The following is a 12,485-nucleotide window of genomic DNA, read 5'->3' as shown; positions in this document are numbered from 1 at the left end:
GCCGGTCACTGCCGCGGCGGCCGCGCCTTGTAGACCGGCAGCCGCCAGCCGAAGCCCAGGCCCCCGGCGCGCAGCATCAGCACCATGGCCGCGCAGCCGATCAGCGCCCAGCCGCGCCCGGTACCCAGGCCCAGCAGCAGCAGCGCCGCCACCGCCCCGCCAAAGGCGGCGGTGACGTAAAGCTCGCCCTGCTTCAGCACCAGCGGCACCTCGTTGCCGACCACGTCGCGCATCAGCCCGCCGAAGGTGCCGGTCATCACCCCCATCAGCACGGTCACCACCGGGCTCACTCCCGCCTCCAGCGCCACGCCTACGCCCGCGGGCACCGCCACGGCCAGGGCAAAGGCATCCAGCCACAGGATGGCACGATAGCGGCTTTCCAGGCGATGCGCGGTAAAGAACACCATGATCGCCGCGCCTGCGGTCAGCAGCAGCAGCTCGGGCCGCCCGACCCAGAAGACCGGCACCCGGCCCAGCACCAGGTCGCGCAGGGTGCCGCCGCCGATCCCGGTCAGCGTGGCGAAGAAGATGAAGCCCACGACATCAAGCTGCCCGCGGCTGGCGACCAGCGCCCCGGTCAGCGCAAAGACCAGCACGCTGGCATAATCCAGCAGCGGGATCAGCGCCTCGACGCTCACCCCGAGACCTTCGCCGGCTTGAAGGGCGCCATCCCCGCCCGCGCCAGCGCATCGGCGCGCTCGTTCTCGGGATGGCCGGCATGGCCCTTGATCCATTCCCAGCGCACCTGGTGGCGGGCCTGCGCCGCGTCCAGCCGCTGCCACAGCTCGGCATTCTTCACCGGCTTGCGGTCGGCGGTGCGCCAGCCGTTCTTCTTCCAGCCATGGATCCATTGCGTGACGCCGTTCTTCACATAGGCGCTGTCGGTGGTCACGGTGATCTCGCTCGGCCGGGTCAGCGCCTCGAGCGCCGAGATCGCGGCCATCAGTTCCATGCGGTTATTGGTGGTCATGGCCTCGCCGCCCGACAGTTCGCGCTCCTTCAGCACCCTCTCGCCCTCCATGGCCCGCATCAGCACCCCCCAGCCGCCGGGGCCGGGATTGCCGCTGCAGGCGCCGTCAGTCCAGGCATGAAGCACGCTCATGCCTCCAGCCCCTCGTAGCCGGGCAGGGCGGCGATGCGGTCGAGCCAGCGCCCGATGCCGGGGAAACGCGCCATGTCGAAGCCGCCCAGGCTGCCCGCCGTATGGGTATAGCCGTAAAGGCAGATATCGGCGAGGCTCGGGGCATCGCCCACCAGCCAGTCATGCCCGGCCAGCCGGTCCTCCATCACCTGCAGCAGGACATGGCCGCGTTCCAGCAGCTCCGCCATGCGCTCGGGCGTCGCCTGCGCACGACGGTGCGGATAGGTCCGCAGGGCGGCGCGCACGGCGACGACGCCCTCGTGCTGGTTCTGCTCCCAGAACATCCAGCCCAGCATGGCGGCGTGCCCGAAGGCATCCTTCGGCACGAAGCGTGTGCCCTCGCCCAGCCAGCACAGGATCGCGTTCGATTCCGGCAACAGCCGCCCGTCATCCAGCTCCAGCACCGGCGCCTTGCCAAAGGGCAGCCGCCCTTCGGCCTTGGCGCGTTCCAGCGCCTCGGTCTGGTATTCCACGTCCAGGATCTCGCAATCCCGCCCCAGCAGTGCCAAGAGCAGCCGTACCTTGTAGCTGTTGCCGGATGACGGCATCGACCACAGTTTCATCCCGCAATCCTTCTTTCTTGTCCAAATATCCTGGGGGAGCCCCGCAGGGGCGGGGGCAAGGCCCCCACGGGCGAGGCTCAGGCCTCGCGCAAGACCCGCGGCACCTTGAACTCGACATTCTCGCGCGCCGTCTCGACCATCTCGACGGTCAGGTCGTAGCGTTCGGCAAAGGCTGCGACCACCTCGTCGACCAGCACCTCGGGGGCCGAGGCGCCGGCGGTCACGCCAACCGCCCGCGCGCCCGCGATGGCGCGCCAGTCGATCTGGTCGGCCCGCATCACCAGCTGCGAATAGGCGCAGCCGGCGGCGCTGCCGACCTCGACCAGCCGGCGCGAGTTCGAGCTGTTCGGCGCCCCGATCACCAGCAGCGCGTCGATCCGCCCGGCGATGGCCTTGACCGAGGCCTGGCGGTTGGTCGTGGCATAGCAGATGTCCTCCTTGGCCGGGCCGACGATGCCCGGAAACCGCGCCTGCAGCGCCGCGACGATGGCGGCGGTGTCATCGACCGACAGCGTGGTCTGGGTGATGAAGGCCAGCCGCGAGGGATCGCGCGGCGCGATCATGGCCACGTCCTCGACCGTCTCGACCAGCAGCACCTCGCCCTCGGGCAATTGCCCCATGGTGCCCAGCACCTCCGGGTGGCCGGCATGGCCGATCATCACCATCTGCAGGCCCTCGGCATGATGGCGCTCGGCCTCGACATGGACCTTGCTGACCAAGGGGCAGGTGGCGTCCACGAAGACCATCTCGCGCCGCCGCGCCTCGGCCGGCACGGATTTCGGCACGCCATGGGCCGAGAAGATCACCGGCCGGTCGGAGGGCACATCGTCCAGCTCCTCGACAAAGACCGCGCCCTTGTCGCGCAAGCTGTCCACGACGAACTTGTTGTGCACGATCTCGTGGCGGACATAGACCGGCGCGCCCCATTTCTGCAGCGCCATCTCGACGATCTTGATGGCGCGGTCCACGCCGGCGCAAAAACCGCGCGGCGCGGCCAGGTAAAGGGTCAGGGGCGGTTTCTTGTCCATGGGCCTCACCTAACCCCGGCAAGGGCCTGCCGCAAGGGATCAGGCGCCCTCGAAACTGGTCAGGGCATGGACCTCGTGGCCCAGCCCCTCCAGCAATGCCCGCCCGCCCAGCTCGGGCAGCTCGATCACGAAGGCGCTGCCCACCACCTCGGCCCCCAGCCGCTGGCAAAGCGAGATGCCGGCCGCGGCGGTGCCGCCGGTGGCCAGAAGATCGTCGACGATCAGCACCCGCTCGCCGGGTTTCAGCGCGTCGTCATGGATCTCCATCACCGCCTCGCCATATTCCAGCGCATAGGCCTGGCTGATGACCGCGCCGGGCAGCTTGCCCTTCTTGCGGATCGGCACGAAGCCCACGGAAAGCTGATGCGCCACCGCGCCGCCCAGGATGAAACCGCGCGCCTCCAGCCCCACCACCTTGTCGATATCCTCGCCGGCATAGGCGGCCAGCAGCTGGTCCACCGCCATGCGAAAGCCGCGCGCATCGGCGAAAAGCGTGGTCACGTCGCGAAACAGGATGCCCTCATGCGGGAAATCCACGATGGTGCGGATATAGTCGCGCACCGTGCGGCTGTCGCGGCGGCGTCTTTCGGGCCGGTTCTCCATCAGGGGCGCTCCATCTCGAAGGTCTGGGTGGTGATGGTGTAATCCTTGTAGCCCATGCGCGACAGCCAGCCGGTGCCGTGCAGGTCGAAGCGGCCGTCCTTCAGGCAATCCTCGCGCAGGTGGATGCCGGTGACGACGCCCAGCACCATGTAATTTGCTTCGCCCGCCAGCCGCAGGATGCGGGTCGCGCGGCATTCCAGCGCCGCGGCGGCGCCGGCCACGCGCGGGCAGTCGATGGTCTGGCATTCGGCGGGCTCGATCCCGGCCGCCTCGAATTCGTTCACCCCGGCGGGGAAGGCGGCGGAACTGGCATTGACCTGGTCCTTCAGCGGCCCGTCGGCGATATTGACGCAGAAGACGCGCGACTCGGCGATCTGGGCCACGCTGTCCTTGGTGCCCTGCCGGTCCGGCTTGGCCGAGGTCGAGGCGAACATGACCTGCGGCGGCACATAGGCGGTCAGGTTGAAGAAGGAATAGGGCGCCAGGTTGTCGCCCTGCCGGCCGCGGGTCGAGATCCAGCCGATCGGGCGGGGCGCAACGATGGCGTTCAGCGGGTTGTGCGGCAGCCCGTGGCCGTCCTGGGGTCGGTAGAACATGGCGTGCCTCGCTGGTCCCTGCGTGATGCGGGGCCCAGAAGTGACCCCATGCGCCGGGCGCGTCAAGCGTTCTTGCCGCCCACCCGTCTACCTTTGCGACAGGCCGGCGAATTTTGCCGCCGGGGTTCCGCAGGCGGTTTTCCCGGCCGCGGCCGCATGTTACGCGGTCCCTGCGCCGCGCCAAGACCACCCGAATCCCGACCCCAGCACCGGAGGCAGGATGTACGAACTTTGCCCCGAAACCCCCGCCGACACGCCCGAGGTCGAGGCGCTTCTGGACCTGTGCTTCGCGCCGGGGCGCACGGCGCTGTCCTCTTACAGGCTGCGCGACGGGGTCGCCCCGGTCGGACCGCTCTGCCTGATGCTGCGCGGCGATTTCGGCGCATTGATGGGGGCGATCCGCTATTGGCCGGTGCGCGTGGCCGGGCGGCCGGTGCTGCTCTTGGGCCCCGTCGCGGTGCATCCGACCACGCAGGGCGAGGGGCTGGGGGCGCTGCTGATGCGCGAAAGCCTGACACGGGCGGCCGAGATGGGGTGGCAGCGGGTGATGCTGGTGGGCGATCTTCCTTATTATCAACGCTTTGGCTTTTGGAAGCTCGAAGGCGTCGAGATGCCGCCGCCCACCAACCCCGACCGCGTCCTGGGGCTGGAACTGGTGCCCGGCGCCTGGGCCGGCATCACCGGAACGGTCGAGCGCGAGACCGGCGAATCCGCACCCGGCCAGCGCGAGATGCGCCGCGAGGGCGGCGCCGGTCTCGCGCCGCCCGATCACTCGGCATAGATGAAATCCTGCGGATGATTGGCCAGGCTGCCGGTCAGCGCCGCATAAAGGATGGTGCGCCCGTCGATCGTCTCGGGCCCGCCGGCCATGCCGAGCCAGGTCAGCAGTTCCGCCCCCTCGCCGTCGCGCACCGAAAGCACGCCATGGGCCGTCCCGCTGCCCGGCGCATAAAGCACCGCGAACTGGTTTGCCGCGCAATCGTGCTGCTTGCAGGCGGTCATGGCCAGATAGTCCTGGCCGCCGAAGGCGACCCTCTGGCTGGGCGAGATCACCGCGCCTTCGCTCAGCCATTCGGGCATCTGGTGGCCCTCGGCCATCTTCTCGACCGCGGCGGTCAGGCCCTGGTCCTTGCCCAGATCGGCCAGCGTCAGGCCCATATCGGCGGCGGCTGCCTGTCCGGCCGATTGCCCGGCCGTCGCCTGCGCCCCCGTCTCTTGCGTTGCCGTGTCTTGCATCCCGGTGTCCTGTGCCCCGCTCTCCTGCGCCAGGGCGGCCGGCCCCAGCGCCAGCGCGGCGGTCAATGTCAGGGCGGGGATCGTGCGGCGGATGTTCATTGCGATCTTCCTCGTCTTCCGTGTCTTTGCTGTTCTGCCCGTCTTCCGGCGCCGGGCTGCCCATTCGCCAGCGGAACCCGCGCGACGGGTTGCGGGTTCCCTTGCCAACGCCCAGTTCTAGCACAGCCAAGACATTGCAGGGTATCCGCAGGATGACCGAACAAAGCCAAATCCCCGTCCACCAGGCCGTCCTGCCGCCGATCGACGACCCGACCGTGCATGCGGCGATCGACCGGCTGGCCCGGCGCTATCTCCAGGCGGGCGGCGTGGCGATGGAATTGCTGACGGCCATCGGCGGCAAGGCCGAGGGGCTGATCGAGCGCCTGCCGCCCTCGGTGCGCGGGCGGGTGGACCGGATCACGCTCGCGGCGCTGAACCGCGCCTTCGACGCCGCCTCGCGGTCGCGCGGGGTGCTGCGGGAACGGGGCGATCTGTTCAACCGCCTGCTCTCGACCACATCGGGCGCGGTGGGCGGGCTGGCCGGGGTCGGCGGCGCGGCGCTGGAACTGCCGGTGACGGTGACGTTGCTTTTGCGCGCCATCATGGACATCGCCGCCGAACACGGCTTCGACCCGGTCTCGGACGAGGCCCGGCGCGAGGCGCTGCATGTCTTTGCCTCGGCGGGGCCGCTTTCGGATGACGACGGCACCGACCTGGGGCTGCTGGCGGCGCGCATGACCATCACCGGACAGACCGTGCAGGCGCTGATCGCGCGGGTGGCGCCGCGGCTCTCGGCCTCGCTGGCGCAGAAGCTGGCGGCGCAGGCGGTGCCGGTGCTGGGCGCGCTGGCCGGGGCCTCGATCAATTACAGCTTCACCCGCTACTATCAGGAACTCGCCCGCGTGCATTTCGGCCTGCTGCGGCTGTCGCAGGAAACCGGCATCCCGCGCGAAGCGCTGGCCGAGGCGCTGGAGCTGCGCATGATCCAGCTGCGCCCGAACACGGCGGCGCGCAAGCTGTCGCGGCGCGGCTAGCTAGGCTCCTGCGGCTATTCCTGGGCCTCGGCGGCCAGTTCCAGCACCGCGGCCGGGGCCTCCAGGTGATCGGTCCGCAGCGGTGCCGAGGGCCGGGCCAGCCGCGATTTCACCACCCAATGCAGCCGCTCCTGCGCGCGGGTGATGGCGACATAGGCCAGCCGCTTCCACAGCGCGATGCCGGCCTCGGACCGGCCGGACCAGGCGGCGGCGGCGATATCGGGGGCAAAGACTTGCACGTCGGGCCATTGGCTGCCCTGCGCCTTGTGGATCGTCACCGCGGCGCCATGCAGGAAGGCCGCGCCCATGCGGGCGGCATAGGGGATGAAGGGCTCCTCGACATCCGGCATCTCGATCTTGACGATCGAGGCGGCGGAAAGCCGCGGCTCCTCGGCGCCCACGACATGCAGGCGCGAGAAGCCGGGCTTGCGGCCGGGGCCCAGATAGATCACCTGCGCGCCCTTGATCAGCCCGCGCGCCTCCAGGTCGATGCGCTTCTTGCGGTGCTTCAGCGGCAGTTCCAGCCCGTCGCAGATCAAGGGTTCGCCCGGCAGCAGCGCATCGCCCGGCGCGCCATAGGCCGAGCGGAAGGCCTGGATCAGCTTGATGCGGGTGATGTTGCGCCAGACCAGCACCGGGCTTTGCGCCATCAGGTCGGATTCCACCCGTTCGGCCCAGGTCACGCGCGGATCGCGGCTGGCGGCGTCGCGGATCATGCGCTCGAAGCCGTCGAATTGCAGCGCCGGATCGGCCAGCGCATGCGCGAGGTCCAGGATCGGGCTGTCGCCCTCCTGGCGGTGGATGCGGCTCAGCATCAGCCGCTGCGGGGCGGCCAGCCGGTCGAAGACCATCTGGCCCGATTGACCGACCGGGGCCAGCTGCGCCGGATCGCCGAACAGGATCAGCAGCGGAAAGATCTCGCGCAGGTCGTCGAACTGGCGCTCGTCCAGCATCGAGGCTTCGTCGACCAGCCCGATGTCCAGCCCGTCCTCGCGCCGCTTCCAGCCGCGGATGAAGTCCGAGCCGCGCAGGCCGGCGGCGGCCAGGGCGCCGGGGATCGAGGCATGCTGGTCGTAAAAGGCCTTTGCCCGGTCCAGCGCCGCCTCGGTCAGCCCTTCCATCAGCCCCTCGACCGAGGGGCGCTCGCCCGCGCCGGTCAGCCAGTCGGCGATGCGTTCGTATTCCGGGTCGTAGACCGGGGTATAGAGGATGCGGTGGATCGTGGTCGCCGGCACGCCGCGCATGCGCAGCACGAAGGCCGCCTTGTTGGTGGGGGCCAGGATGGCGACGGTGCGGCGGTCCTTGCGCTTCTTGCCCTCGTAATCGCCCGAGACGATATCGACCCCGGCCGCCTTCAGCGCCTTGGTCAGTTCGGCAAGCAGCAGGGTCTTGCCCGAGCCGGCCTTGCCGATCACCGCCATGACCCGGCCCTTGCCGGGCTGCGGCGGCGCGATCTCCTCCGAGACCAGGTCGATGCCGGACTCCTCGAGCGCGGCGGCAAGCGCATCCCAGGCTTCGGCCTGATCGGGGGAAAGGGCGGGCAGGGTCATGTGCCCTTGTTAGCCCGCGGCGCGAGGGGCGGAAAGGCCGATCCGGTGGCGCCGCCGCGATTTGGGTATTTGTGCAACGAAGAAGAAGCCGGGTGCGGCCCCGATCTTCTCTGTTCTCCAAATACCCATGCGGCGCGCGCGCGTTCGTCATGGGCAGGGTTTTTTCGGGGCGCAGGCGGGCGGCCTTATCCGTGGCTTGCCGCGATCAGCGCGGCGACGCCCAGCACGATCAGCGCCATGCCCGCCACCTGCCGCCCCGAGATGCCTTCGCGGAACACCCGGCCCGAGACGAGCTGCGCCATCACCACCTCGACCAGGGCCAGCGTGCGGACATTGGCCGCCGCTGTCAGCGCGAAGCCCAGGAACCAGAACAGCGAGGCCAGCGCTCCCAGCGCGCCCGCGCCCAGCGAACCGCGCCAGTGCCGGGCGATACCCCTCAGCGCCGCGCGGTCGAGCGCGCCCAGCCAGGCCAGCATGATCGCGCTTTGCAGGGCCAGGCTGAGCAGCAGGACGGTGGCGGCCCGCACCGGCTCGGCGCCGAAGGGCAGGGCAAGGATCGCGCCGCGAAAGCCGATGGCCGAAAGCCCGAACAGCGCCCCGGCCGCGATGCCGAGGCCCGCCGCGCGCCAGGTGCCGCGCCGCCAGTCGGCCCCCGACATCAGCACCACGCCCAGCGTCGCCGTGACGATCGCCGCCATGCGGACGGGGCCCAGCGGCTCGGCCAGGATCAGGGCGCCGATCAGCGCCAGCGTCACCGGTTCCGTCTTGATCAGCGCGGTGGTGACGCCGAAGCCGCGGCTTTCCATCGTCACCAGCATCAGCGCGGTGGCGGCGATCTGCGAGGCGGCCCCCAGCGCCGCCCAGAGCAGCACCGCCGCATCGGGCAGGGGCACAGGCACCAGCGCCGCCAGCCCCGCCAGCACCAGCGCCGCGAAGGGCAGGCCGAAGAGGAAGCGCACGGCGGTCGCGCCCATGGTGCCGAGTTCCGCGGTCAGCCGGCGCTGCGCCGCATTGCGCCCGGTCTGGGCCGCGGCGGCGATCAGCGTGGCGAGGATCCAGCTCAAGCCCCGACCCCGCCCATCAAACGCGGATCGCCTCCAGCATCCGCGCGACGTTCTCGGGGTCGGCCTCGGGGGTGATGCCATGGCCGAGGTTGAAGATATGCGGCCCCTGCGAGAAGGCCCTCACGATCCGCCGCGTCTCGGAGACGAGTTCCTCGCCGCCCGTGACCAGCAGGCGCGGGTCCAGGTTGCCCTGCACGCAGCTGTCCTTCTGCACCTGTGCCGCCGCCCAGTCGGCGCCGACCGAATTGTCCAGCGCCACGCAATCGGCCCCCGTGGCACGGGCAAAGCCCGCATAGCGCGGCCCGGCCTCGCGCGGGAAGGCGATCACCGGCACGCCGGGGTGGCGGGCCTTGAGCGCGGCGATGATCCGGCGCGCGGGCTCGACTGCGAAATCGTCGAAGTCCCGGCCCTTGAGCGAGCCGGCCCAGCTGTCGAACAGCTTCACCACCTCGGCCCCGGCATCGATCTGGGCCGAGAGATAGTCGATGGTCGCCTCGGTGATGCGGTCGATCAGCGCGGCGAAGGCGGCGCGATCCTCGGCCTTGAAGCCGTGGGCCGGGGCCTGGTCGGGGGTGCCGCGGCCGGCGACCATATAGGTCGCGACGGTCCAGGGTGCGCCGGCAAAGCCGATCAGCGTGGTTTCCCGCGGCAGTTCGCGCGCCAGGATGCGGACGGTTTCATAGACCGGCGCCAGCGTGTCGTGGATCGCCTCGGCCGGCTTCAGGGCCGCCACCCCGGCGGCGCTGGTGATGGTGGAAAGCCGCGGCCCCTCGCCGGTCACGAACCACAGGTCGAGCCCCAGCGCCTGCGGCAGCAGCAGGATGTCGGCAAAGAGAATCGCCGCGTCGAAACCATAGCGGCGGATCGGTTGCAGCGTGACCTCGGCCGCCAGGTCGGGGGTGTAGCACAGCGACAAAAAGTCGCCGGCCTGGGCGCGGGTGGCGCGGTATTCCGGCAGGTAGCGGCCGGCCTGGCGCATCATCCAGACGGGCGGAACGGGCAAACGCTCGCCCTTCAGCGCGCGCAGGATGGTTTTTTCGGACATAATTCACCTCTCGCCCCCTTCATGGCGCGCGCGTCCCCGTTGTCAAGGCCGAGGGGGGGCGCTAAGCCCTGTGCCATGACCCAGATGCCCGACCCCCAGAACCCCATCCGCATCGGCACCCGCGGCTCGGCGCTTGCGCTGGCGCAGGCGCATGAAACCCGCGACCGGTTGATGGCCGCGCATGGCCTTGCCGCCAAGTCCTTCGAGATCGTGGTGATCAAGACCACCGGCGACCGCGTTCTGGACCGCCCGCTGAAGGAGATCGGCGGCAAGGGCCTGTTCACCCGCGAGATCGAGGATGCGCTGCTGGCGGGCGAGATCGACATCGCCGTGCATTCCATGAAGGACATGCCGACGATCCAGCCCGAGGGGCTGGTGATCGACTGCTACCTGCCGCGCGAGGATGTGCGCGACGCCTTTGTCAGCGCCCGGTTCGCGGCGATTTCCGAGCTTCCCCAGGGTGCTGTCGTCGGTTCATCGAGCCTGCGGCGGCGGGCGCAGCTGGCGGCGCGGCGGCCCGACCTGAACCTGGTCGAGTTTCGAGGAAACGTGCAGACCAGGTTGAAAAAGCTGGAGGAAGGCGTGGCCGTGGCGACCTTCCTGGCCATGGCGGGGCTGACGCGGCTGGGCATGCTGCATGTCGCGCGCGGCGCGGTCGATCCCGACGAGATGCTGCCCGCGGTGGCGCAGGGCTGCATCGGGGTCGAGCGGCGCGCCGATGACGCGCGCATTGCCGCGCTGCTGGCGGCGATCTCGGACCGGGACAGCGCGCTGCGGGTGACGGCCGAGCGCGCCTTCCTCGCCCGGCTCGACGGCTCCTGCCAGACGCCCATCGCCGGGCTGGCGGAACTGGATGGCGACCGGCTGCGGCTGCGCGGCGAGATCCTGCGCCCCGACGGCAGCGAGGTCATCGCGGGCGAGCGCATCGGTCCGGCCTCGGAGGGCGCAGCCATGGGCACCGACCTGGCCGAGGAATTGCGCGGCCGGGCGCCGGCCGATTTCTTCGACTGGTCCTAGAGCGGAATCGCCAGCGCCAGACCCAAACCCAGCAGCGCCATCGCCCGGCGATAAAGCGCCAGCCCGCGCAGCAGGTCCGTTGCGCCGGGGTCGCGAGCGGCCCCGTTCAGCCATGGCTCGGGGCTTTCCACGCCGTGATAGCGGCGCGGGCCGGACAGGCGCACGTCCAGCGCGCCGGCCATGGCGGCCTCGGGCCAGCCGGCATTGGGCGAGCGGTGGCGGCGCGCGTCGCGCCGGATCACCCCTGCCGCGCGTCCTCCGGCAGGCGGCGCGGCCAGCAGGAACAGCAGCGCCGTCAGCCGCGAGGCCGGCAGGTTCACCAGATCGTCCAGCCGTGCCGCCGCCCGCCCGAACAGCGCATGGCGCGGGCTCATGTGGCCGATCATCGAATCGAGCGTGTTGATCGCCTTGTAGGCGGCGATTCCCGGCAGACCGGCCACCGCTGCCCAGAACAGGGGCGCGACCACGCCGTCCGAGGCGTTCTCGGCCAGGCTTTCCAGCGCCGCGCGGGCGATGGGCTCGGGCCGGTCGTCCAGGTCGCGGCCGACGATCATCGCCACCGCCGCTTTCGCCGCCGGTACATCCCCCTCGGCCAAGGGTCGCGCCACCGCGGCGACATGGTCGTGCAGCGAGCGGGTGGCGACCAGCGGCCAGGCCAGCACGCCCAGCAGGACGGGGCCCAAGGGCAGCGGCGCGAGCGCCCAGGTCAGCAGCAGCGCCGGAAGCAGCGCCGTGCCGACCGTCACCCCCACCGCCAGCGCGCCGCGGGCGATGCGATGCCCACCCCTGTTCCAGCGGGCGTCCAGCGCCGAGATCAGCCGCCCGAGCCAGACCACCGGATGCGAGATGCGGCGATAGAGCGCCTCGGGCCAGCCGATCAGCGCATCGACCAGCAGCGCCACCAGCGCAATGGTCAGCGTGTCCTGCGACAGGATCATGGCGCGGCCTGGGGCGCGACCCGGTTGACGGCCTCGACGGCCCAGCCGGCAGGGCTGCGCGACAGGATGGTCAGCGACAGCGGCGCCACGGAAAAGGACAGTGCCGCCGGGCCGACCGCCAGGGCCAGGGCGGCGCGCACCGTGCCGGCATGGGCGATCACCGCCACCGTGCCCTGCGCGCGCGCCAGCAGCGGCTGCACCCGCGCCGCCATGTCGAGGAAGCTTTCGCCCCCCGGGGGGCGCTGGCGGGCAAGTTCCGCGGGCGGCAGCGGGCCAAGGTCCGGGATGGCGGCGCCGGGCTGCTCCCAGGCGCCGAAATCCTGCTCCCACAGGGCGGGGTGCCATTCGGGGTCCAGCTCCAGAGCCGCGCAGGTCTGCCGGCAGCGCAGGGCGGGGCTGGACCAATGCGTTCCCGCCACAGCCAGCGCCGTGCGCGCCCAGGCGAGTGTTGCCCGGTCGCTGCAATCCGCCGCCACGTCGCGCCGCCCTGCCAGTCCAGGTTGGGCCAGTGGCGCGTGGCGCAGGATCAGCAGCCGCGCGGCGGTATCGGGAAGCGGGCTCATCGGGCATCCTTGCGGCTTTCCGCGGCAGGAATGGCGCGAGGGGACAGGCTTGTCAACGAAGCCTCGGC

At 70.8% G+C, this 12,485-nt stretch carries 15 protein-coding genes; 3 read left to right on the top strand and 12 right to left on the bottom strand.

Translation table 11 applies throughout. The features are described from left to right. Nucleotides 1-5: 5 nt before the first annotated feature. From ACDP63_RS17160 to ACDP63_RS17135, 6 genes are all read right to left on the bottom strand, one after another. On the bottom strand, nt 6-638 hold the full coding sequence (locus ACDP63_RS17160; protein WP_024845064.1) for a trimeric intracellular cation channel family protein: 633 nt from the start codon (nt 636-638) through the stop codon (nt 6-8). After that, nucleotides 635-1,102 (bottom strand): ribonuclease HI, encoded by a 468-nt coding sequence (rnhA, locus tag ACDP63_RS17155; RefSeq protein WP_024845065.1) that lies wholly within the window; start codon nt 1,100-1,102, stop codon nt 635-637. The genes ACDP63_RS17160 and rnhA overlap by 4 nt, the downstream gene beginning before the upstream one ends. Next, nucleotides 1,099-1,704 (bottom strand): glutathione S-transferase family protein, encoded by a 606-nt coding sequence (locus ACDP63_RS17150; RefSeq protein WP_024845066.1) that lies wholly within the window; start codon nt 1,702-1,704, stop codon nt 1,099-1,101. Before ACDP63_RS17150 ends, rnhA begins: the two co-directional genes overlap by 4 nt. A gap of 77 nt (nt 1,705-1,781) precedes the next feature. Further along, a complete protein-coding gene (ispH, locus tag ACDP63_RS17145; RefSeq protein ID WP_024845067.1) occupies nt 1,782-2,732 on the bottom strand; it encodes a 4-hydroxy-3-methylbut-2-enyl diphosphate reductase in 951 nt (316 codons plus the stop codon). Between the two features lie 39 nt (nt 2,733-2,771). Continuing rightward, nucleotides 2,772-3,335, bottom strand: a complete 564-nt coding sequence (locus ACDP63_RS17140; protein WP_024845068.1) for an adenine phosphoribosyltransferase — start codon at nt 3,333-3,335, stop codon at nt 2,772-2,774. Beyond that, the gene (locus ACDP63_RS17135) at nt 3,335-3,931 is read right to left on the bottom strand and encodes a flavin reductase family protein (protein ID WP_024845069.1); all 597 of its coding nucleotides are present in this window, start codon (nt 3,929-3,931) and stop codon (nt 3,335-3,337) included. The genes ACDP63_RS17140 and ACDP63_RS17135 overlap by 1 nt, the downstream gene beginning before the upstream one ends. A 220-nt stretch (nt 3,932-4,151) precedes the next feature. On the opposite strand from ACDP63_RS17135, the gene ACDP63_RS17130 reads away from it, so the two are divergent. Continuing rightward, nucleotides 4,152-4,712 (top strand): GNAT family N-acetyltransferase, encoded by a 561-nt coding sequence (locus ACDP63_RS17130; RefSeq protein WP_024845070.1) that lies wholly within the window; start codon nt 4,152-4,154, stop codon nt 4,710-4,712. On the opposite strand, the gene ACDP63_RS17125 is transcribed toward ACDP63_RS17130, so the two are convergent. Next, a complete protein-coding gene (locus ACDP63_RS17125) occupies nt 4,700-5,266 on the bottom strand; it encodes an Ivy family c-type lysozyme inhibitor (protein ID WP_024845071.1) in 567 nt (188 codons plus the stop codon). The genes ACDP63_RS17130 and ACDP63_RS17125 overlap by 13 nt on opposite strands. Before the next feature lie 152 nt (nt 5,267-5,418). Here ACDP63_RS17125 and ACDP63_RS17120 point away from each other — a divergent pair, with 152 nt between their 5' ends. Beyond that, a complete protein-coding gene (locus ACDP63_RS17120) occupies nt 5,419-6,240 on the top strand; it encodes an EcsC family protein (RefSeq protein ID WP_024845072.1) in 822 nt (273 codons plus the stop codon). A gap of 14 nt (nt 6,241-6,254) precedes the next feature. On the opposite strand, the gene ACDP63_RS17115 is transcribed toward ACDP63_RS17120, so the two are convergent. The 3 genes from ACDP63_RS17115 to hemE form a co-directional block, all read right to left on the bottom strand. After that, nucleotides 6,255-7,790, bottom strand: a complete 1,536-nt coding sequence (locus ACDP63_RS17115) for an ATP-dependent RecD-like DNA helicase (RefSeq protein ID WP_024845073.1) — start codon at nt 7,788-7,790, stop codon at nt 6,255-6,257. 185 nt (nt 7,791-7,975) lie between these two features. After that, nucleotides 7,976-8,854: an EamA family transporter gene (locus ACDP63_RS17110; protein ID WP_028710551.1), complete on the bottom strand. Its 879-nt coding sequence runs from the start codon at nt 8,852-8,854 to the stop codon at nt 7,976-7,978. Nucleotides 8,855-8,870: 16 nt separating this feature from the next. Then, complete coding sequence (gene hemE, locus ACDP63_RS17105) at nt 8,871-9,899, bottom strand: uroporphyrinogen decarboxylase (RefSeq protein ID WP_024845075.1); 1,029 nt, start codon at nt 9,897-9,899, stop codon at nt 8,871-8,873. A 75-nt stretch (nt 9,900-9,974) separates the two neighbouring features. Here hemE and hemC point away from each other — a divergent pair, with 75 nt between their 5' ends. After that, nucleotides 9,975-10,916: a hydroxymethylbilane synthase gene (gene hemC, locus ACDP63_RS17100; RefSeq protein WP_024845076.1), complete on the top strand. Its 942-nt coding sequence runs from the start codon at nt 9,975-9,977 to the stop codon at nt 10,914-10,916. Here hemC and cbiB read toward each other — a convergent pair. Together cbiB and ACDP63_RS17090 are read right to left on the bottom strand one after the other, a co-directional pair. After that, nucleotides 10,913-11,854, bottom strand: a complete 942-nt coding sequence (cbiB, locus tag ACDP63_RS17095; protein ID WP_028710550.1) for an adenosylcobinamide-phosphate synthase CbiB — start codon at nt 11,852-11,854, stop codon at nt 10,913-10,915. The two genes, hemC and cbiB, sit on opposite strands and share 4 nt — an antisense overlap. Next, nucleotides 11,851-12,417, bottom strand: a complete 567-nt coding sequence (locus tag ACDP63_RS17090; protein WP_024845078.1) for a histidine phosphatase family protein — start codon at nt 12,415-12,417, stop codon at nt 11,851-11,853. The genes cbiB and ACDP63_RS17090 overlap by 4 nt, the downstream gene beginning before the upstream one ends. Between the last annotated feature and the right edge of the window lie 68 nt (nt 12,418-12,485).

It is taken from the genome of Paracoccus sp. P2, assembly GCF_046335115.1.
GTDB lineage: Bacteria > Pseudomonadota > Alphaproteobacteria > Rhodobacterales > Rhodobacteraceae > Paracoccus > Paracoccus pantotrophus.
This window is presented reverse-complemented; position numbering and strand designations above follow the sequence as displayed.

Coding starts and splice junctions, on each gene's coding strand:
- rnhA (WP_024845065.1), bottom strand. CDS start 1,102: ATGAGCGTGCTTCATGCCTGGACTGACGGCGCCTGCAGCGGCAATCCC.
- ACDP63_RS17150 (WP_024845066.1), bottom strand. CDS start 1,704: ATGAAACTGTGGTCGATGCCGTCATCCGGCAACAGCTACAAGGTACGG.
- ispH (WP_024845067.1), bottom strand. CDS start 2,732: ATGGACAAGAAACCGCCCCTGACCCTTTACCTGGCCGCGCCGCGCGGT.
- ACDP63_RS17140 (WP_024845068.1), bottom strand. CDS start 3,335: ATGGAGAACCGGCCCGAAAGACGCCGCCGCGACAGCCGCACGGTGCGC.
- ACDP63_RS17135 (WP_024845069.1), bottom strand. CDS start 3,931: ATGTTCTACCGACCCCAGGACGGCCACGGGCTGCCGCACAACCCGCTG.
- ACDP63_RS17130 (WP_024845070.1), top strand. CDS start 4,152: ATGTACGAACTTTGCCCCGAAACCCCCGCCGACACGCCCGAGGTCGAG.
- ACDP63_RS17125 (WP_024845071.1), bottom strand. CDS start 5,266: ATGAACATCCGCCGCACGATCCCCGCCCTGACATTGACCGCCGCGCTG.
- ACDP63_RS17120 (WP_024845072.1), top strand. CDS start 5,419: ATGACCGAACAAAGCCAAATCCCCGTCCACCAGGCCGTCCTGCCGCCG.
- ACDP63_RS17115 (WP_024845073.1), bottom strand. CDS start 7,790: ATGACCCTGCCCGCCCTTTCCCCCGATCAGGCCGAAGCCTGGGATGCG.
- hemE (WP_024845075.1), bottom strand. CDS start 9,899: ATGTCCGAAAAAACCATCCTGCGCGCGCTGAAGGGCGAGCGTTTGCCC.
- hemC (WP_024845076.1), top strand. CDS start 9,975: ATGACCCAGATGCCCGACCCCCAGAACCCCATCCGCATCGGCACCCGC.
- cbiB (WP_028710550.1), bottom strand. CDS start 11,854: ATGATCCTGTCGCAGGACACGCTGACCATTGCGCTGGTGGCGCTGCTG.
- ACDP63_RS17090 (WP_024845078.1), bottom strand. CDS start 12,417: ATGAGCCCGCTTCCCGATACCGCCGCGCGGCTGCTGATCCTGCGCCAC.